Here is a 19,808-nt window from a genome sequence, read left to right as displayed (position 1 = left end):
GCTTTATTTTAAAGCAAGTTTTCTATTTTTAGGCATATGATATTACATAAACATCTTCGATTAGCTTTTGTATACTTTTTACTAGTAGCTCTAATGGGTACATTATTGCGTTTTGGACATTTGTTTCCAATTCCGTTTCAGTATCGGTTTATGGTGCATGCTCATTCACATATAGCGTTGCTGGGATGGGTGTATACTGCACTTACAACGCTTCTTTGTTATTGTATGTTGCCTAGTGAGGTTTGGATAAAGTATCAGAGATTATTTTTGGTCACTCAAGTTACCCTTATCGGGATGCTTTTTACTTTTCCTTTTCAAGGTTATGCTTTTTTATCGATTGTTTTCTCAACTTTATTTTTACTTGTCTCCTATGTTTTTGCATGGTTTTTTGTCAAATATGTACCATTCCATTATAAAAATAGTTGGTCTTATCGTTTTTTTAAGGCTGCATTAGTGTTTATGATTGTATCTAGTGTGGGGCCCTGGACTCTTGGAGTTATAATGACTCAGTTTGGCAGTGACTCTGTATGGTATAAGATTGCAATCTATTTTTATCTCCACTTTCAGTATAATGGGTGGTTTTTTATGGCACTAATAGGAGTGCTCTTGTGGACATTAGAAGGTAAAGGAATTAAACTGCCAAATAGGATTCTTAAACGAATTTATATACTCCTTAATTTGGCTATTATAACTACTTTTTTGTTATCCATATTATGGATAAAAGATATGCCAAAATGGATTTATGCTATAGGGGGAATGGGGGCTATTTTACAGTTAATTGCCTATCTAAAACTTTTCTTTACGTTAAGAGTATATATTAAAGATTTGTGTGCTAAGGTGGGGAAGGCTGCTAAATTAGCATTCTTGATGGGTGTTTTATTTCTATTTATAAAATTAGTCATGCAAATAGTTTCGGCCTGGCCAGATTGGGCACTTAAACTAGTTTATGTTCAGGATATTGTAATTGGATATCTTCACTTGACTTTTTTAGGAGTAATATCATTGATTCTATTGTTCTACTTTGAGAAATTAGGCTTTACCAAACTTTCGATGGGTGTATTAGCACTCTATGTCACTGCAATTATATTCACCGAATCCCTTATTTTTTATAAAGGAATTGCTGTATGGTTCTTATGGCCAATCTTTGATAATTATTTGTTTTTATTGGCTTTTTCGAGTGCCTTGTTTCCTTTAGCTATTTGTTGCATGTTATATAAGCAATGGAAATTGAAACTATGATTTCCAGAATTCATCGGGCCAAATGTGACAATCTAGATTTTGGTCGTGCTTTAACAAAGACTCATGGTACATTTCAGGGGTGGTGGTTTTTTGGATTTCCTGAAATAAAATTCTTTCTTCAAAACGAATATGGGCCTCTAAAACTTCCTCAAGTGCATAAAGAGAAGTGATAATATCCGAAGAATCTTCAATTAAATTTTGAATTTTATTATGTTCAGAAAGTGCTTTTTTTATTAAGGGATGATTATTGCCTAGAAGTGGAAAAACATAGGTTTCTTCTAATATGAAATGATCTTTTAGTTGTGATATCCAAAACCAGTCTACGTAGTCTTTGATTCTTTTAGGATTGATATTCATTGAGAATCCTTTTCGTATTTTCCAACTTAGGAGTAGACCGTGGTGATGATCTCTACTAAGAGATTGTAATTGTGGGACTCTTTTTAAAGGTTTGGTGCTCATGTACAATTAAAGTTATTAATGGGCATGGAACTCAAAAATAACCGAAGCGTCTACAGCTTTGGAGATGAAAGATTAGCTTTCGAAGCTTCGGTCTTAAAAAACAAATGTCAGGAACTCATTTGTTTAATAGGTCTCAATTTCTTTTGCGAAGTAAATCCTTCTAGACAAAAGGGTTTATGATTTCAGTCATAAGCCAAAACAGTCTGAAAGTATTATTATAATGCCTCTGAAGTGACCATTTCGGTGACCTTTTGCATCAGTTGCCAAACTTCGTGTTGAATTGCTTTTCCCTTATCTTCATTATACCATAATTGTAGTTGTTTTTTAAAATCAGCGTCTATTTTACCATCTCGCTCCGCCTTGTAATTTGTAACCTTCTGAGTAAATAGTTCTGTACGTGGCCCCCAATGTCCCATTACTTGGCCATCCGCGTTTAGTATTATTAATTTAGGGATTGAGCGTGTTCCATTAGTAAGGAAACGATCCATGAGTTCTTCATTATCATCTCTTAATAAGATGGATAATGTGATGGTAGTGTCGTTTTCTGCAAATTTGTTTAGCACTGGTAATACATGTGCTGCATCACCACACCAGCCTTCTGTAATTACCAACCATGTTTGTGGGATTTCATTTTCTTGGAGCCATTCCGCAATAGAGTTTTCTAATTGTGTCGTTTTGTCCAAACGATTCATTCGGGCGTGATTAAGTTTACTAGCCTCTAGCTTTTCAGGGCTTTGGGAAGGACCTGTTGCTTTATCTTCTGAAAGTAATTGCTCAACAAGAGCACGATATGTTTGATATGTCATACCATTCTCTAGACTTTGCGCTATGATTTTTTCCATAATAATTTAATTTCTTTTATGCTTTCAAATAGGGTGAATATAAGTAGCCAATACTAATGCGAAATAATGACATAAAACTCTTTTATTATATGATTTTAGTCATATTTCTTAAGAAAGTAGAATAGTATTAACGATAGACTTTACGATTTTTTATTTTCAGTTCTCCTTTTTTCTCAAGGTCTTTAATTACTCTAATTACTGTTTCTACTCTCAGTCCTGTAAGATCAGCCAATTGTTGTCTAGTTAAGTCTACTTGAAAACTAAAAGGAGTTTTGTTTTTTAGAACACTTTGCTTTAGATAGTCCAATAAACGGAGAATACGATGCCTAGGGTCTTGAGATGATATTTCAGATGCCATGATGGCCTTAAAGTGGAGTCTGTTGGCAAGTGTGCGGGTAATTTGCATGTGAATTTTGGGATGTTTTTCTAGCAAATTTATGAAGGACTCTTTAGGGAGTTTAAATACGGAACAATCGGTAATGGCTTCTGCGTTGGCAGGATATGTAGTTTCAGTAAATAATGGAGGTTCTGCAAATGATTGTTGTGATGTGAATATATTTTGGATGAATTCTTTTCCTTCATCATTGTAGTTGTTCATTTTCACTTCACCTGAAACCACTTGGAAATAAAAATGAGGTTGTTCACCCTCTCTGAAAAGAAGTTCTCCCTTCTTAAAGGTTGTTTGAACGGCACCAAAATCGATAAGTAAGTTTTCTGGTATCATTTTTATTTCAAAGATACATATTAGTTGGGTTATTGGGGGTCAAGAACAGTTCTAAAGCCTGTGTGTTCCAATGATGTATCTGGAGATGAGCTCATTCTTGCAGCGCTTCGATATCCTGTACAATAGCTTTCACTACATAGATAAGATCCTCCACGAACTACTTTTTCTTGCTTTGGATTATGGTAGGTTAAAAAGAAATCTTGTTCATGTTTCTTTTTTAGCTGGTAGGCATTAGGGTAATAGGTGTCTAATGTCCATTCCCATACATTTCCAGCAATATCATAAAGTCCAAATCCATTTGATTCAAAACTCTTCACCGCGGCTGTTTTATTGTAACCATCATCCATTGAGTTGAAATTAGGGAAGTCACCTTGGAAAAAATTAGCCTTTTGGGTTGCTATAGAGAAATCGTTTCCCCATGGATAGCTTTCTTCAGTTTTTTGACCACGTGAAAGGTACTCGAATTCAGCTTCTGTTGGTAATCTTTTGCCTGACCAATGACAATAGGCTTGCGCATCATACCATGAAACCTGCACTACTGGGTGATCATCTTTACCTTCAATGTTGCTATTGGGGCCGTAAGGATGTTTCCAAGAGGCTCCTTCTACAAATTTCCACCAAAAATCTGGTTGATTTGGATCAAATACTAATGCGCCGGGTGGGTAGGATTGGCCTTCTACTTCAAATGATCTTTCAGCAGTAGTAATATATCCTGTGGCTTCAATGAATTTTTTAAACTGGGCATTAGTAACCTCGGTTTTGTCAACCCATATATCGTTAGCTGTGTCTTTATGTTGTGGAAATTCATCAGGTCTTGCTTGAGCGTTATTGCCTCCCATTACAAATGTTCCTCCTTTAATAAAAACCATGTTTTCTGTTGTAAGTGTGGTTGTAGGTAATAGAGAAATCTCAGCTAACATTTTTTCATGAAAGCTTTTAGTTGCAATAGAATTGTTTGCTTTATGGTGAGTATGTCCCTGTGGTTCCTTTTTAGGATTGTGAACACAAGATAAAACGGCTACCGCTAATAAGAAAGCGAGTAGCCGTTGTATGTTTGAATTAAAAATATTCATTTTTATTTTTCTAGCATTATAGATAAGTTCTGTAACATATCCTCAGTCATTTTTGCTAAATCATAGGTTGGTTTCCATCCCCAATGCTCGCGAGCATGACTATCATCGATACTATTTGGCCAACTGTCTGCAATCGCTTGACGGAAATCTGGTTTGTATTCTATCTTGAAATCTGGATAGTGTTTTAAAATGCTTTGGTAAATTTCTTTTGGTGAGAAACTCATGCCTGATACGTTGTAAGATGTGCGTATCTTTACTTGTTCTTTTGGAGCTTGCATTAGATCTATGGTAGCTTTTATTGCGTCAGCCATATACATCATTGGCAGGTAGCTATCCTCATTAAGGAAGCATTCGTATGTTTTTCCTTCAATGGCCTTGTAATAGATGTCTACAGCATAGTCAGTGGTACCACCACCAGGTAGTGATTTATACCCTATGAGACCTGGATAGCGTATACTTCTTACGTCTACGCCAAATTTTTCGTTATAATAAGAACACCATAATTCACCTGCTAGTTTTGAAATACCATAGACAGTATTAGGATCCATAGCGGTGTATTGTGGCGTTAGGTCCACTGGAGTGTTTGTACCAAATACAGCAATGGAAGAAGGCCAGTATACTTTGTCTAAATTCTCATTTTTGGCAATTTCCAATACAGAAAGAAGACTGTCCATATTTAATTTCCATGTGAAAAGGGGATTTTTCTCACCAGTGGCTGATAGAATAGCTGCTAGGTGGTAAATTTGAGTAATTTCATATTTCTTTACCAATTCAAGCATGCGTTCGCTATCCATTACATTAAGTACTTCAAAATGACAGTATGGAAATTTTTCGCGAGCTCCTTCATTTATATCAGTGGCTAAAATGTTATCACCACCAAAGAGGTTGCCTAATGCTTGAGTGAGCTCTGAGCCCAATTGTCCGGCAGCACCGGTTATTAATATTTTTGTCATAACAACAATGAATTTTGAACCCTGTAAAAGTTTGACAAAGGTATCAATTTGTTTGGGTATGCACTATATCTTCCTATACATTTAGCAAAGAAATCTATAGAAGAAGTAATGATTATTATCTGAATTGTTGAATTTGATTCAAAAGAATTTGAAATTTAAAACAAAAATAACGAATATTTTTTTGTTTCATATTATTTTTATTTATTTAGTATAATGTACTTTAACTTATTAGAAGGTTAACAGTACCGAATACAATAAAATTAAAATTGTCATGAATAGAAGAGATTATATTAAAACCGTTGCCCTAGGAGCAATACTGCCAATGGCTTCAACCTATGGGTATCCATTTGGGCTTGGTGAATTATCACGAGTTAAATTTTCAAGCCAATGGCATTTGTGGCCAGATATGAAGTGGGTAGGACCTCAGTATTGGGCAAATCGATTACAGGATTGGGTGATAGAGAAAGGGAAATTGAGATGTTTAGTAGCTGGGAAAAACAGAACTTTACATTTATTAACGCTTCAAAATCCATCCGGAAGCTCGAAACTTATAGTAAAGGTTGGTATTACGAATCCATGGATTGGGATGCCTCCGAGTACAAAAGGTTGTGTTGGTTTAAGAATTGGTGCTAAAGGTCGATTTGATGACTACAGATCTGCTGCTGTTTATGGAAAAGGTTTGGATGTTGGGTTGACGGCTGATGGAAAACTTAAAATAGGCGAGTCATTATTTGAAAATGCAATTAGTAAACTACCTAATTCTATTGAGCTTATTCTAAGTAGTGAACCCAAAGAGGAGGGTAAACAGGAATTAACAGTTAAAGTGATTGATCAACAGACCCAGAAAGTATGGATTCAACAAAATGGAATTGAAGTTGATAATAGTGTTTTGCAAGGGAATTTTGCATTGTTATGTGATGTTCATACAAAGGATCAGGTTAAATCAATTGCATCATTTGATAATTGGATTATAGAGTCTGATAGTATATATAGTAATTCGGAAAATTTATATGGACCCATTTGTTTTGCTCAATATACACTACATAGAAGAAAGTTAAAACTAACGGCACAACTTGCTCCAATTGAAATGATAGTGGGTCATAGTGTTTCTCTTGAAATTAAACTACAAAATACGTGGAAAGTAGTGTCTGAAAAAACCCTTACTCACCAAGGGAGAGCTGTTAATTTTCAGATTACAGAATGGTACCATGAGCATGATATTCCTTATAGGGTGTGCCTTAAAATACCAACTTTAGAAGGGAATCATTTATATTACTATGAGGGAACAATTGCAAAAGAACCAATTGACGAGAAGCAACTAACTACCGCAGTATTCAGTTGTAATGCCGATTTTGGATTTCCTGATTCAGATATTTATGAAAGTGTTTTAAAGTTAGATCCTGATGTGATTTTATTCTTAGGAGATCAATTTTATGAAGGTACAGGTGGGTTTGGAGCGCAATATGAGGGAGATTTTGATGTGCTATGTTTAGATTATTTACATAAATGGATGATGTTTGGATGGTCATATAGGGAATTGTTTAGACACAAACCTTGTGCAATAATTCCTGATGATCATGATGTATACCATGGAAATGTATGGGGAGAGGGAGGAAAGTTGGCAGATAATTCTAACGGATTTGGTGCCAAATCACAAGATTCTGGCGGATATAAAATGCCTCCAGAATGGGTTAATATGGTTCAATATTCGCAAACAAGCCATTTACCTGATCCATATGATCCAAAACCTGTAGATAATGGTATTAGAGTGTATTATACACATTGGAATTACGCAGGTGTTAGTTTTGCAATTTTGGAGGATCGGAAGTTTAAATCAGCACCTCAACATGTGTTGCCAAAGGAGGCTGAGATTTATAATGGATGGATACGGAATAAAGAATTTGATATTAAAAAATATAAGGATTTAGAAGCTGAATTGCTGGGGAAACGTCAGGAGGATTTTTTAGAAGATTGGGTTCATGATTGGTCAAATAATACTCAAATGAAGGTTGTGTTGTCACAAACGAATTTTGCTACTATTGCAACGTTACCTTCTGATGCCGTTGATGATGGTGTGGTGCCGGGATTATACATACCTGAATTAGGTGAATATATAAAAGGGGATGCTCCGACGGTTGATATGGATTCCAACGGGTGGCCTGCAAATAAGAGGGATAAAGCTTTAAGTATAATAAGAAAGGGTTTTGCGTTTCATATAGCTGGAGATCAGCATTTAGGAAGTTTTATTCAGTATGGTGTTGAAACTCATGAAGATAGTGGATATGCTTTTGCAGGGCCAGCTCTTAACAATATTTGGCCTAGAAGATTTTGGCCATCTTTAAGAGATCCTAATGAGCATTCGTATGATTCCCCAGCATATGTAGGTCAGCATATAGATGGTTTCGGGAATAAAGCTACAGTATTAGCTGTAGCTAATCCTCACAATATGCATAAGGAACCAAAGGTGCTTCATAATAGAGCTTTAGGTTATGGAGTTGTGACTTTTGATAAAGAAAAAAGGACCATTAAAACTGATTGTTACCGGAGGTTTTATAATCCTTTAGAAAAAGATAGTCAGTACCCAGGATGGCCTATTACGGTGAGTCAAGAGGAAAATTATGGAAGGAAAGCAGTGGCTTGGCTTCCTAAGATTCAAATTAAAGGATCTCTACTTCCGGTCTTAAAAGTTTTTGATTCTGGAAATGAACTACAATATGCTATTAGGCTTAGAGAATTTAGTTTTACTCCTAAGGTCTTTGCTGAAGGTAAATATAAAATAGTGCTCACTATTCCTGAGACTGGATATGAGAGAGTAATTGGTCGCTTACGAGCTACAAGAGAACAAGGTAAGGTCATAGTAGTTTCACTTTAATAAAAAACCCTATTCAAGCATTTGAATAGGGTTTTTTTAACTCCATGTTATTTCGATAATTTTATAGGCTTGGGATTTCTAGTGTGTTAAAATCAATTGTTGGAGGGGTTCCATTAGCGGAACGGGAGTGTTGCGAATCCATTGGTGTATTATTGCTAAAAAATCCGCAGTTCTGCATGTAAAAGACGTTTCCTTGAGAACCTCCTGCATAATCTAATCTTGAACCTTTTCTAGCAGTAGCATCTGCTGTAAATTTAGCATTGGTAAGTTCATACCAGTTACCTTCTTTGTCTCTAGCCCATTGGTTTCCATAGAATGCTTTTCTTCCAATGAATCCTGTGTTTGTGCTGAAATTTTCTAAGAAAGAGTGCAATCTTTTTAAGTAGGTAAATGTATGAGGCCTTCTGAAACTCGCAATTAAAGTCCATTTCTCGGTCTCGGGTGCAAAAAAATAAGCTGTGTAATCGGTAGAGTTGTTAACGGAAGGTTCTCCTTTCAATAAAAAGCGATAGGTGTTTCCTGCCTTCCAATTGAAAACTTTATAGCTTTGTCCGCCAGAACCCTCATTGCCAAATGAACCTGTCGTTACACCTTGACCTTTTCCAAGAAGTATAATTCTTGAGTCTTCCGGGATTTCGTTAGGGTTATCTGTTTCGTAAGGACTCCATACAGAGAATAGAACTCTTCTTTCTGTTGGAGAGTTAACTTGCATGCCAAAATATCCCTGAGCAAAACCATTGGCCATATAGTATGATCCTATGGTGTCTTCTCCTTCCGGAACAGTGATTTCACTATATGACCACTGTATGTCTTTGTCGGGTGTTTCATATGAGAGATGAACAGAAGGACCACGACGTCCCCAATAAAAATCATCTTGCACAAAAGTAACACCTGATTTAGTAGCCGACCCTCCTATTCGAAGATCTTTTATATCACCAAAGTTAGCCCCTTCTTTCGAGAGTCCCTGAATTTCTATATAATGATATCCAGTGGTGTTTATTGGAAATTTGTCTATGGGAAGAATTGTGTACTCGGTATCTTTTAGAGTGTATTCAACAGATTTATCACCTACTGTGATTTTTATTTTAGAACTCCCTGTAGGTGATTTTGCATTTAGGCCTATATGTAATTCGCCACTTGCATTTAGTTTAACATAGGTTCTTATAATGGTGTTTGGATCTTTCCAGTTCTGGATTCCATTACTGTTAATTAATTTAGGGTTTTGGGTGTGGTCATTTATAGTCCAGCTATTACCTTCGGGGGAAATTATAATATCTAAATCTGAAGTTATAGAAGCCTTGACAAGAGGTGCATTGGTGCCTGAGGAACAAGATGTGAAAATAGATAGGATTATAATTGAAAATGGCAGTGAAAGAAAGGTCTGTCTTAGTTTTTTCATGATTTTAAGGATGTTTTAAAAAAATAACTTCGGGAATGGTTTAACCTTTCCCGAAGTTTGCTGCTTAACTAATTCTAAATATAATATCAAACAAGATAAAATCAATGTGAGTGATTTAAACGAGAGTATGACCTCGTTTTTAACTTGATTAATATTCCTCCTAAGGAGGGTAAAACTATTGATTTGAAGAACAACATTGCTCATAGTTTAGTTTCGTTGTTCTTATGTAATTAATAACCTTTAGCTGACTGTGCATCTTTTAGGTTGGGATTTCTATCTACAGCAACCTGAGGATATGGAAAGCGAGAAAATTTAGGTTCCCATCTTCTTTCCTGGGTCAAGTCATTATCTATACTGTAGATGTCTGTCATTACTTGTTCTTCAATATTCCATCTTCGGATGTCATCCCATCTATATCCTTCACCAGCTAATTCAATTCTTCGTTCGTTACGAATTAAATCTCTTAATTGATCTTGATTGTTTATAAGGTTGCGATCAATCACCGGCATTCCGACACGGTTTCTAATTAGATCGAGCGCGTCATAAATTGTTGCGTCGGGTCCTGAGTTTTCATTTTTAGCTTCGGCATAAATTAGTAGAACCTCTGCGTATCTAATGATTGGGAAGTTTTGTGGACCTTTCCATTTTCCACTTTGTGCGCTTTCACTTGGGTCTACCAATTTGCGATAATTATATCCAGTTTTTGAAATATTACTTCCACCTTTATTCCAAGAGAATACATAACCTGGTTCAAGGCTATTCCATAATGCACCTGGATATAGAATAGAGGCGTACAATCGAGTATCTCTGTTTTTAAATTCATTTAAATAAGCAGGTGAGTAGTTTCCGTTGTTATAAGCAGATGCTCTATCAGTAACTGATGGTGGTGTAAAACTTTCGCCATTCCTATTCCAATAAGAATTAACCATTGATTGAGTTGGTGTAATTGAACTCCATCCTCCTCCAGCATTGTCAGCTAAATGAAGAGTGTTGATTCCACTAGAATAGACCCAGTCACTTTCAGGTATATATTCTGCTTCCATAATCACCTCAGAATTACCTTCGTTTACTTCCCAGAATAAAGTCTCATAACTTCTTAGGCCTTTGTAAAAGTTTATTCTATCTTCTTCATCAACAAAATCAATAAATGAGGAGTAGTCATCAATAAAATCTTCCGTAGTTAGATTGGTAACTTGAAATAATTGATATCCCATTCCCATTACTTCTTGAGCCAGTAAAGCGGCTTCATCCCATTCTTTGTTAAATAGATGAACTCTAGCTTTTAGGATCTTAGCGGCAGCTTTACCTATGCGACTTTTGTATTGAGGTTGATCTGCCAAATGTGGTATTGCAGCCTCTAATTCATCCTTAACAAACTGCATTACCTGGGTTTCAGGTGTTGGTGGAATAATTACATCAGAAGGGTTTAATGTAAAGCCTGTGATTAGTGGAACAGCACCGAATTTCTTAGACAAATTATAGTAACTCCAAGCTCGTAGTACTCTTACTTCGCTTTTGTATTGGTTTTTTAGTGCCTCTGGAGTGGGTGATTTATCAACATTGTCAAGGAAATAATTAAATCTTCTAATACCTTCATAATTATAGCCATCATTCATTGTTGAATTTATGTCTCCTGAACTAACGATAGTTGCATTGCTTTCCCAAGGGTATTGAGCGTATGAATTATCTGCATAGGCGTCAACGTATGCATCGTAAACACTGGCTCCTACAAATCCATAACATCCGTTAAGTGCTAATTCTGTGTCTTTTTCTGATTTCCAGAATGTCTCGCTTGCAATCTCATCCTGGGGTACTCTATCAAGAAAATCGTCACTACATCCTACTAATGATAGAAGTGCGATTGGTAAACATTTATATATGTGTGATATTTTCATTTCTATTATTCTTTAGTTATTAGAAATTAACATTTAGACCTAGTGACATAACCTTCATAACAGGATAGCTTCCTCTAGAAGATGGGAATTCAGGGTCGAAATCATCCAACCTTTTATCACTTCTTGAAGTAAACAAATTGGTTCCTGAAACGAAAAATCGTAGCTTATCTACTCCATACTTTTCTGTGACGTTGGCAGGAATAGTATAACCCAATGCAAGGTTCTTTATCCTGAAATATGAAGCATTGTATAGCCAAAATGACGATAGTACTTGATTATGCTTATTTTCTCCACTTGGTAATAATCTTGGGTAAGATGCATTTGCACTAGGGTTATCTGCTGTCCATCTGTCTAAATGGTACTTTTTAGCTCCTGCTCCATTGAAAAAGGCTTGTGATGCTTCTGAATCTAAATACACCTTAACATCTGCAACTCCTTGACCTTGAATGTTTAAGTCGAACCCTTTATAAGATGCATTTAAACTTAGGCCATAAGTAAAGTAAGGGACATCATTGCCTATTATTTTGCGGTCATTTCCATTAATTACTCCGTCTCCATTAAGGTCTTTGTATCTAATATCACCTGGTTTAGTGGCGTTAGATTGAACTGCATGGGCATCTATCTCCTCTTGACTTGTGAAGATTCCATCTGCTTCATACATATAGAAAGATCCAATGGATTCGCCTACTTTGTTGATCCATTTACCGCTTATCTGATTGTCATTTCCTTTTAAGTCCGTTATTTCATTCCATATTTTAGATACATTACCAGATATTGTGTAGCGAAAATCATTTATTTCACCTCTATAAGATAGCATAGCTTCGATTCCTTTATTGGTAATTTTACCTGCATTTTGTGAAATAATAACATCACTATTTCCTTCTGCTAGACCAAGTTCTAAAGGCATTGGAACTTCTAAAAGAATGTCACTAGTTACTTTGTTATAAGCATCTACTTGTACACTAAATGCGTTTTGAAAAAAGCTTGCATCTACTCCAATATTAGTCATGGTCACAGTTTCCCATCCTAAATTTGGATTAGCTTGTCTATAGGGCCAAACTCCATCAATACGATTGCCTCCGGTGATTGTTGCAGTCCCGGTTCCCAATGCATCATAGTAATCATAAAAGCCAACATTGTTTACATATCCAAGCTCTCCCCAAGAACCTCTTAGTTTTAGGTCAGATAACCATTCAATATTGTTGAAATAATCTTCCTGTGATAGTCTCCATGCTGCTGAGAACGATGGGAAAACGCCTAGTCTATTGTCGCTGTTAAATTTAGAGGATTGGTCAAATCTAATATTTGCTTCGAATAGGTACTTGTTGTTTAGATTATAATTTACTCTACCAAACTGAGATAAAAAGGCTTGCTCTTCAATTAATCCTCCGTTTGATAAGTTTTCAGCACTATTTGAACCTCCATCTATAGCGCCTAGGTTATTTGAAGGGAAGTTTTTTCTAGACGCACCAAGGTATTTGTATGATGAGGTCTCATACTGAGTACCAATCATTAACTTGATGTCATGTTTTTCGTTTATTAATTTGTCATAAGTAGCAAATGCCTGAGCCATAAAGGTATTATCCTTGTCCCATCTAACATCTAATCTGTTAGGACTTTTTCTTGTAGAATTAATAGGTTCTTTTGTGAAATAGTCAATTACAGCCCCTACTTCATTGTCAAAAGTGTTTCTTTCTTCATTATACGTTTTATAAGACAGAATACCTTTTACGCTGATATCTGAAGTTAATTTTAAAGTGGCGTTTATTGAACCAATCAAGGTGCTTTTTTGTCTTTTTTCCCAACCATATTCGGCTATTTTTCGAAGTGGATTGTTTTCAGCTAGTACACTACTTACTTTTCCACCTGTAATACTTCCCCATGTTCCATCTGAGTGTTTTCCAACAGTTAGGGGTGTCATTCGATCTAGATCTGTCACAGAAAAATTTCCTTGACGTTCAATATCTTCCTGTACGAATGAAATATTTGTGCCTAAAGTGAAGCTGTCTCCAAAATCTCTCTCTGTATTAGCTCTAATGTTATATCTTCTAAGTGAAGTTCCAGGAATCAATGAAGCTTGGTCAAATAAAGATCCGCTTACATAATATCTGGTGTCACCACCACCAGAAACACTAATGTTATGTTCTGTCATTGGAGCGGAAGACCTGTATACCATATCATACCAATTGTTATTAGGATATAGGTCTGGGTTGCTGCCTTCTCGGATTATTCCAAGTTCTTCATTAGAATATACAGGAGCTTTGCCCGCATTAACGTTTGCTTCGTTAAGTAATGTGGCGTATTCAAGAGAATTGGTCTTTTTAGGTAAGAAAGTAGCAGATTGCCATCCGAAGTAGGAGTTGTAAGTATAATTTGCTTTTCCTTCTTTACCTTTTTTGGTTGTAACAATAAATACTCCATATGCAGCCCTTGATCCGTAAATGGCAGCAGCGGCAGCATCCTTTAAAACGCTCAAACTCTCAACATCAGAAGGAGATATTCTTTGGAAGTCACCAGCACTAACAGGTATACCATCTACTATGTATAAAGGAGATGAGGCACCTAGGTTACCGCGTCCTCTTACGTTAATTGACCCTAGGTCATTACCTACATTTCCAGGTCGAGAAATTACTGTAATACCAGGCGCTACACCTTGCAAAGCATTGGTTAAGGAAGTGGTTGACTTTCCTTCAATCTCTGCTGTTTTAATTGAGCTAACTGCACCTGTAAGATTTTCTTTTTTTTGGGTTCCATAACCTACTACAATTACCTCGTCAAGCTGTGAAGCGTCAATTGAAAGTAATATGTTAATAGTGCTTTTTCCATTAATTGGTATTTCAATGGTTTTGTACCCAAGATAACTTATTACTAAAATATCTTTGGGATTGGCGGAGATGCTATAATTTCCATCAAAATCTGTAGCAACTCCTTTTGAAGTTCCTTTGATGAGTACATTGGCGCCTGGTATTAGTTCACCAGTTTGCTCATCGGTAACAATTCCTTTTACAGTAAGTGTTTGTGCTGTAGCTACTTGCTGAAAAAGAAAGAAACTGAAAATAATCAGTAGGTAATTTTTCATAAAACAGTTTTTAATTAAACATTTGGTTAATGCTATACTAATTTTAAGAATTATTAATATAAATAAGAAAGTATTCGAAATAAAATATTCTTAAAATTTTAGCTAAAATAGTTTTTTTTTGAATAAAACAAAATTTTAAGAAAATATAATATTTTCATAATGTTGCTTTTTTAAAATCAAACTAAAGGTATTAAATATCGCCTTTTATTTAAACCCTTGAAAGATAGGGTGTAATATGATTATTGGTGGTTTAAAGGTTGTTTTATGAAATAAGTAGTATTTCAAAAATAGTATTTCGAAATATTTTTATGTTTCGAATTATTATTTTTTTCAAATTATAAGGTCTTGACTTTTTTTAATTTGGGAGGTCTGAAGAATGGTTTAAGTTAAGGCCTATGTAAAGTACTTTATGATGGACATCTCTCTTGGTCCTTTAGACAATAGATAAATAATAGCATTAAATATTCCTAAAAATGGGTGTGTAATTGAAACCTGTAAAGGCTTTTATAAGTTAGAATAATTGGCTACTTATAATTCAACAAGGAGAACCGCTTCATTGAAGGTTTCTCCTTGTTGCTTTCATAATTGATTATGAAGGGAATTAATTAATTTTAAAATTGAATAACTGAATAGTGAAGGATTGGATTTAATCTTTGAAAACGCCAATTTCTGCTAATGCTGCAAATTCTAATTGGTCATATGATGATTTTGCGGTAAACTTAAAATAACGAAAAGAGGTGGTTTCAGGGAGTTTAATGTACTGTTTACCTGGTACATTTGCTAATGTTCCGTTGTATATTGGCTCCCAATCGGTATTGTTATTACTTATTTCAATTTTAAAATTTTTTATTTTTCTTGCTCCATTTCGCTGTGCTATACTAAATCCAGAAGCATGTAGGGAGTTATTGGTGTCTATGGTAAAGTGATGAGGGTAATTAGTTAGATTGTTAGTCCAACGTGAATGCCAATAAGTTTCAATGTCTCCATCAATTAAATTAATCGCTTTTCCATTAATGCTACCTTCCCCGGAAATTTCTTCGGAACTAAAATCGATTATTTGCCAATTGCTTTTGTCGAACTCATCTCGGTCACCGAAGTTAATTATTGGTAAATCGTTTTCAAATTTATAGCCATAACTTGACCATGTATTCATACCGTTTTCATGATGTAGTATTATACTGAATTCATAATTTAGATTACCCTTTTCTCTAAATTCGTCTAAAGGCATTTCAATGGAGAAAGTATTGTTGTTTGATGGCTTTCCTACCCAAGTCATAGCAGTATATCCACCAGTGTTATTTTCAGGACGGTTATAAAATGTAATATCTGTCACAGGGATATTTGATTGAAAGGTTCCTGATATATTTATATTTGTGTTATCCGAATCCGCATTTATATTTAGGATTTTTGCTGTGGCGTTCGGTGTGTAAAAGCTTTTGGGTGTTTTAGTAAAGAGTTGTCCATTATTTAAAATTGCACAACTTGAATGCTCAAGAAATGTAGGTGTTTTTCCATAGGTATAATTGCCTCCTCCCATTAAAGATGTTCCGAATGATGGATTGTTTTTTTCCGAAACTTTCTCACCACAATGTGGTAAATTTAGTCCATGGCCAAGTTCGTGAAGTAGTCCCCCAATCCATTTTGTGGCTTCAAAACCTGTAGTGCCAGATGCTCCTAGATTTTCAATGCTCATACCTGGGTAGTCTAAAGCGTATGCCCAACGACCTCCAATCCCGTAAAATGGAACATCAGAATTTTGAACCTCATTAGGGTCTATTGTGTTTACTGCGGAAATGACTAAATAGTGTTCGCTTGTTCTTTCTTCAGGATTATCGCTAAAGTAAGCATCTATTTCTTTTTTAATATTTGAATGTCCTCCTTCATATGGGTAATACGTATTTGGGTACTTTCCATAAATGTTTATTATTTTAATAAGTTTTTTGTCTTGGTTTTTAAGTATACCGAATGATCTATCTCCATATCCCCAGTGCTTCATCCAACTATTAAAAAAGTTTTGTCCGTTTAGAAGAATTTTACTTAGGCGTAGATGGTAATCTGGATTAGGTGATCTATTAGAAGGAATAAAATAAATGACATTTAGATTATGTTGGTACTCAGAGGAATATTCGAGTTGAGTAGACTCCCCTCCAGAATTTTCTTTTTCATCATCTACTTCTCCTGTTTGGTTAGTGGTGCAACAATTAAGTAATATAGTGCTTGAGAAGATGATAATAATATTGCGTAGTTTTTTCATGAGTTTAAATATTAATAAAGTTTTTTGCCCAGATCTTTGTACTACCAAATAATACTAATAAATCAAGTCTCGTTATTACTGGATGTGTAAATGAATAGTGGGAATGATATCATTCCCACTATATTGTTATGTTATTAATCTTCAAAGACATAGGTTTCTTCAACTGAATATGGGCTTATTTCTCCCATGGCAGCAAAATTAGTACCATCCCAAGCTGAAATGGCAATTACCTTTACGTATCTAGCCTCCATACTTGAGTCAAATGATATATCTTGTGGAGCTATTTTTTGCTCTAAAGTATAGTTTCCAATACTTGTCCAACTTGAATTATCATCGCTTAGAAGAATTTCAATTTCTTTCACGGCTCTACTATTAGATTGTCTTTGGTGAAATCTTATGCCGTCAATTGTGTTTAGGTTATTCATATCGATAGTGAGCCAATGTGGGTGAGCAGTTGTTTCATTGGATTCACATGCCCACCAGCATGAATGCCAATAGCTGTCAGGATTATTGTCAATTACGTTTCGGGCAAATCCATTAGATCCTTCACCTAGATCTTCTTGAGAACTGAAATCAATAACTTGCCACCCATTTTTATTTAGAGGTACAGGTGTGGTTATTAACTTAGGGCCTTTAGGAGCTTGAAATACAATTGTTTTAGCAGTTTTACTTATTGGGAATCCAGAGGCATTGGAGATTGAAACTGGAAGCAAATAAGCTTTTTCTTGATCAAAATTAGCTGGATAATAAGTCAGAGTACTAATGTCGGAATAGAGAGTTCCTGCTTTGATTGTTAAAATCATTTTGTCAAATGAAAAGGCGTTTTCAGGGAATAACTCAAAAGGTTCACTGCCATTCAAAATTCTTGCATTATTTATGCTATCCAGTGCCTCAATGTTAATACTTAATGTTACTTCAATATCATTTGCGGGAATTCCCAGGCCCCCATAGCCAGACCCAATGGTTGTTGTTCTTTCATTTTCATCTGCAGGAAAAATTGTTAGTTTTTCAATGCCGGAATTCGCTTTAGCAAGGAAGATATTTGTTCCTTCTTTTGAGTCCGTAAGCAGTTCATAAGGTGGGGTTTCGTCCTCACAGCTATAGGCTCCTAAAATAAAAAGGAGTTGTAGTATGTAAATAATTCTTTTTGAATTCATGATTAACGTTTTAAATGGTTATTATGCTTAGTACCCAGGGAATTGAACAAGTTCCTTGTTTCTGTCTATTTCATTCTGGCCATATGGGAAGAAATAAAATCTTCTTTGCCATTGAGCCCGAGTGAAGGCTAATACGCGTGTATGATATGCGTCACTTGATAATTCTGTTCCTTCGTTCATATTCATACCGTAAAATGCGCCACCTTGATCTGATCCTAGCTTGTCTGCTATCTTCCATCTTCTGACATCAAAAAATCTATGACCCGCTTCAAAGCAAAATTCAATTCTTCTTTCATGTCTAATTTGCTCACGCATTTCCTCTTGACTTAAGCCTGGACTTAGTTCAGGAAGTCCTGCTCTAGTTCTTACTTTGTTTAGATATAATAAAACATCTGAATGGCTCGGATTTGATTCGTTTAGTGCTTCGGCGTAATTTAGATATAGTTCGGCTAGCCTTATAAGCATCGCTGGACGACCAAATGTATTTTGGTCTGACCTAAATGATGGGTGTACATTTTTACGAACTGTATATCCTGTTTTAGGCCAATCTCTTGGTGCTCCCACCTTTCCGGAATTACCAGTGCTAAAAAACTGAACATAGGGTTGATTAGCCCGAGGAATACTAGGGTGGGTTGCTCCATTAAAATTAATCCATGCGTAAAAACGAGGTTCTCGCCCAACATACATATTGTTTGTTCCAGCTGAATAATAAGGTGTATTACTTGGAGCATACCCAGTTTCAGTGTAGGTGGTACTCTCTTCAATTGATTCACCATTATTCATTCTAAAGTCATCTACCAAACGTTGAACAACGCCAAGACCATTATATCCCGTATTTTGAGTTGAACGTGGGGCTGAATGTATTTCCCAGCTATAGTTTTGGGATGAGGGTCTTAACCAAATGCCTTCTGTGTTCCAGCCCTCCCAATACAGTTTTTTAACAGAATTATAGGCTGCAATAAAGGGGTCAGAATTTGAATCATGGTATAATGCTTTGCCATTTGCTTCAGCGATATCTATTGCTTCTTTTGCTGCACTGGCGGCAATAGCCCATTTGTTGCTATCGTATGATTGTGGAATTAACTGAGTTCCGTCAAAGTTTCTGAAATCAGCTAACTCAGTATTTCCATTGAATAAAGGGCTTGCATTATAAAGTAAAATTTGTGATTCTACAGCTTCAACTATTATTTTGTTAATTCTTCCAACTTGAGTGCCGTCAATATCAGCGGTTCCTCCTTGATAGTAGTCTGTAGGTAAATTTTGTTTGGCCTCTGCCATTTCTGCAAGAACAAATTCAACACATTCACTCCACGTACTTCTTGGAATTTGGTATGAATCATCAGGACTTCCTGACTGTAGGGGTTGAATGGCAACAGGGCCGAGATGTTTCATCATTATCCAATAATAATAAGCTCTTAGAAATTGCGCTTCTCCCTTGTATTGTCTAATGATTTCCGGACCATTATTTAAGGCTAGAATTTCATCATTTTTATCTATATTCTCCATAAAAATGGTTGAAAGACGTATCCTTTCATAGTAGTTTATAAAAGGGAAATAATAGTTGTCTGCGCTTATGGATCCTGAGTTAATGGAAGGATTCGTCCAATTGCTGGCATCCATTTCATCACTCATTAATCCATATTGATATCCGTATGGATAATTCCAGATGTCCTGAATATTAGAGAATAGGCCTGCCCACCAACGCTCGGTTTGTTGTCTATTTTTGAAAATACTTTCTTTTGAAAGTAGATTATCTGGCTGCGAATCAAAAAAATCATCATTACAGTTTGATAAGCTTGTTGATAAAAGAACTACTAGCGATAATCTTTTTAATTTATTTATTGATCTTTTCATGGTTGTCT

Annotated in this window: 13 protein-coding genes; 2 read left to right on the top strand and 11 right to left on the bottom strand. The window is 35.6% G+C overall.

Annotation, left to right across the window (positions count from 1 at the left end):
- Nucleotides 1-36 precede the first annotated feature (36 nt).
- Nucleotides 37-1,239 (top strand): hypothetical protein, encoded by a 1,203-nt coding sequence (locus PT603_RS09615; protein WP_008237040.1) that lies wholly within the window; start codon nucleotides 37-39, stop codon nucleotides 1,237-1,239.
- Here PT603_RS09615 and PT603_RS09610 read toward each other — a convergent pair.
- The 5 genes from PT603_RS09610 to PT603_RS09590 form a co-directional block, all read right to left on the bottom strand.
- Nucleotides 1,234-1,698 carry a hemerythrin domain-containing protein gene (locus PT603_RS09610; protein WP_008237043.1) on the bottom strand — a complete coding sequence of 155 codons (465 nt, stop codon included), beginning with the start codon at nucleotides 1,696-1,698 and terminating at the stop codon, nucleotides 1,234-1,236. The two genes, PT603_RS09615 and PT603_RS09610, sit on opposite strands and share 6 nt — an antisense overlap.
- Nucleotides 1,699-1,913: 215 nt before the next feature.
- Nucleotides 1,914-2,540 (bottom strand): thioredoxin family protein, encoded by a 627-nt coding sequence (locus PT603_RS09605; RefSeq protein WP_008237045.1) that lies wholly within the window; start codon nucleotides 2,538-2,540, stop codon nucleotides 1,914-1,916.
- Nucleotides 2,541-2,667: 127 nt separating this feature from the next.
- Nucleotides 2,668-3,264, bottom strand: a complete 597-nt coding sequence (locus PT603_RS09600; RefSeq protein WP_008237047.1) for a Crp/Fnr family transcriptional regulator — start codon at nucleotides 3,262-3,264, stop codon at nucleotides 2,668-2,670.
- A gap of 29 nt (nucleotides 3,265-3,293) precedes the next feature.
- Complete coding sequence (locus PT603_RS09595) at nucleotides 3,294-4,337, bottom strand: formylglycine-generating enzyme family protein (protein WP_008237049.1); 1,044 nt, start codon at nucleotides 4,335-4,337, stop codon at nucleotides 3,294-3,296.
- Between the two features lie 2 nt (nucleotides 4,338-4,339).
- Entirely contained in the window at nucleotides 4,340-5,290 is a 951-nt protein-coding gene (locus PT603_RS09590; protein WP_008237050.1) for an NAD-dependent epimerase/dehydratase family protein, read from the bottom strand.
- A gap of 271 nt (nucleotides 5,291-5,561) precedes the next feature.
- Between PT603_RS09590 and PT603_RS09585 the strand changes: the two genes are divergently transcribed.
- Nucleotides 5,562-8,162, top strand: coding sequence for an alkaline phosphatase D family protein (locus PT603_RS09585; protein WP_008237053.1), 2,601 nt, complete (start codon nucleotides 5,562-5,564; stop codon nucleotides 8,160-8,162).
- Between the two features lie 61 nt (nucleotides 8,163-8,223).
- Here the strand turns inward: PT603_RS09585 and PT603_RS09580 are convergent, their stop codons facing one another.
- The 6 genes from PT603_RS09580 to PT603_RS09555 form a co-directional block, all read right to left on the bottom strand.
- Nucleotides 8,224-9,561 (bottom strand): DUF3472 domain-containing protein, encoded by a 1,338-nt coding sequence (locus tag PT603_RS09580; protein WP_008237055.1) that lies wholly within the window; start codon nucleotides 9,559-9,561, stop codon nucleotides 8,224-8,226.
- Nucleotides 9,562-9,791: 230 nt separating this feature from the next.
- A complete protein-coding gene (locus tag PT603_RS09575) occupies nucleotides 9,792-11,456 on the bottom strand; it encodes a RagB/SusD family nutrient uptake outer membrane protein (protein WP_008237056.1) in 1,665 nt (554 codons plus the stop codon).
- Nucleotides 11,457-11,475: 19 nt separating this feature from the next.
- Nucleotides 11,476-14,535: a SusC/RagA family TonB-linked outer membrane protein gene (locus PT603_RS09570; protein ID WP_008237057.1), complete on the bottom strand. Its 3,060-nt coding sequence runs from the start codon at nucleotides 14,533-14,535 to the stop codon at nucleotides 11,476-11,478.
- 646 nt (nucleotides 14,536-15,181) lie between these two features.
- Nucleotides 15,182-16,789 (bottom strand): discoidin domain-containing protein, encoded by a 1,608-nt coding sequence (locus tag PT603_RS09565; RefSeq protein ID WP_008237058.1) that lies wholly within the window; start codon nucleotides 16,787-16,789, stop codon nucleotides 15,182-15,184.
- A 134-nt stretch (nucleotides 16,790-16,923) separates the two neighbouring features.
- Nucleotides 16,924-17,946: a discoidin domain-containing protein gene (locus PT603_RS09560; protein ID WP_008237059.1), complete on the bottom strand. Its 1,023-nt coding sequence runs from the start codon at nucleotides 17,944-17,946 to the stop codon at nucleotides 16,924-16,926.
- A 27-nt stretch (nucleotides 17,947-17,973) separates the two neighbouring features.
- Nucleotides 17,974-19,800, bottom strand: coding sequence for a RagB/SusD family nutrient uptake outer membrane protein (locus tag PT603_RS09555; RefSeq protein WP_008237062.1), 1,827 nt, complete (start codon nucleotides 19,798-19,800; stop codon nucleotides 17,974-17,976).
- Nucleotides 19,801-19,808 lie beyond the last annotated feature (8 nt).

The organism is Imtechella halotolerans, assembly GCF_028743515.2.
Taxonomy (GTDB): domain Bacteria; phylum Bacteroidota; class Bacteroidia; order Flavobacteriales; family Flavobacteriaceae; genus Imtechella; species Imtechella halotolerans.
The sequence above is the reverse complement of the archived record's forward strand: the minus strand, read 5'-3'. Positions and strand labels throughout refer to the sequence as shown.

What these genes read in the sequence shown, in the direction of transcription:
- PT603_RS09590 (WP_008237050.1), bottom strand. Translation starts at nt 5,290, where the DNA reads ATGACAAAAATATTAATAACCGGTGCTGCCGGACAATTGGGCTCAGAG.
- PT603_RS09555 (WP_008237062.1), bottom strand. Translation starts at nt 19,800, where the DNA reads ATGAAAAGATCAATAAATAAATTAAAAAGATTATCGCTAGTAGTTCTT.
- PT603_RS09595 (WP_008237049.1), bottom strand. Translation starts at nt 4,337, where the DNA reads ATGAATATTTTTAATTCAAACATACAACGGCTACTCGCTTTCTTATTA.
- PT603_RS09575 (WP_008237056.1), bottom strand. Translation starts at nt 11,456, where the DNA reads ATGAAAATATCACACATATATAAATGTTTACCAATCGCACTTCTATCA.
- PT603_RS09605 (WP_008237045.1), bottom strand. Translation starts at nt 2,540, where the DNA reads ATGGAAAAAATCATAGCGCAAAGTCTAGAGAATGGTATGACATATCAA.
- PT603_RS09570 (WP_008237057.1), bottom strand. Translation starts at nt 14,535, where the DNA reads ATGAAAAATTACCTACTGATTATTTTCAGTTTCTTTCTTTTTCAGCAA.
- PT603_RS09580 (WP_008237055.1), bottom strand. Translation starts at nt 9,561, where the DNA reads ATGAAAAAACTAAGACAGACCTTTCTTTCACTGCCATTTTCAATTATA.
- PT603_RS09565 (WP_008237058.1), bottom strand. Translation starts at nt 16,789, where the DNA reads ATGAAAAAACTACGCAATATTATTATCATCTTCTCAAGCACTATATTA.
- PT603_RS09615 (WP_008237040.1), top strand. Translation starts at nt 37, where the DNA reads ATGATATTACATAAACATCTTCGATTAGCTTTTGTATACTTTTTACTA.
- PT603_RS09585 (WP_008237053.1), top strand. Translation starts at nt 5,562, where the DNA reads ATGAATAGAAGAGATTATATTAAAACCGTTGCCCTAGGAGCAATACTG.
- PT603_RS09560 (WP_008237059.1), bottom strand. Translation starts at nt 17,946, where the DNA reads ATGAATTCAAAAAGAATTATTTACATACTACAACTCCTTTTTATTTTA.
- PT603_RS09610 (WP_008237043.1), bottom strand. Translation starts at nt 1,698, where the DNA reads ATGAGCACCAAACCTTTAAAAAGAGTCCCACAATTACAATCTCTTAGT.
- PT603_RS09600 (WP_008237047.1), bottom strand. Translation starts at nt 3,264, where the DNA reads ATGATACCAGAAAACTTACTTATCGATTTTGGTGCCGTTCAAACAACC.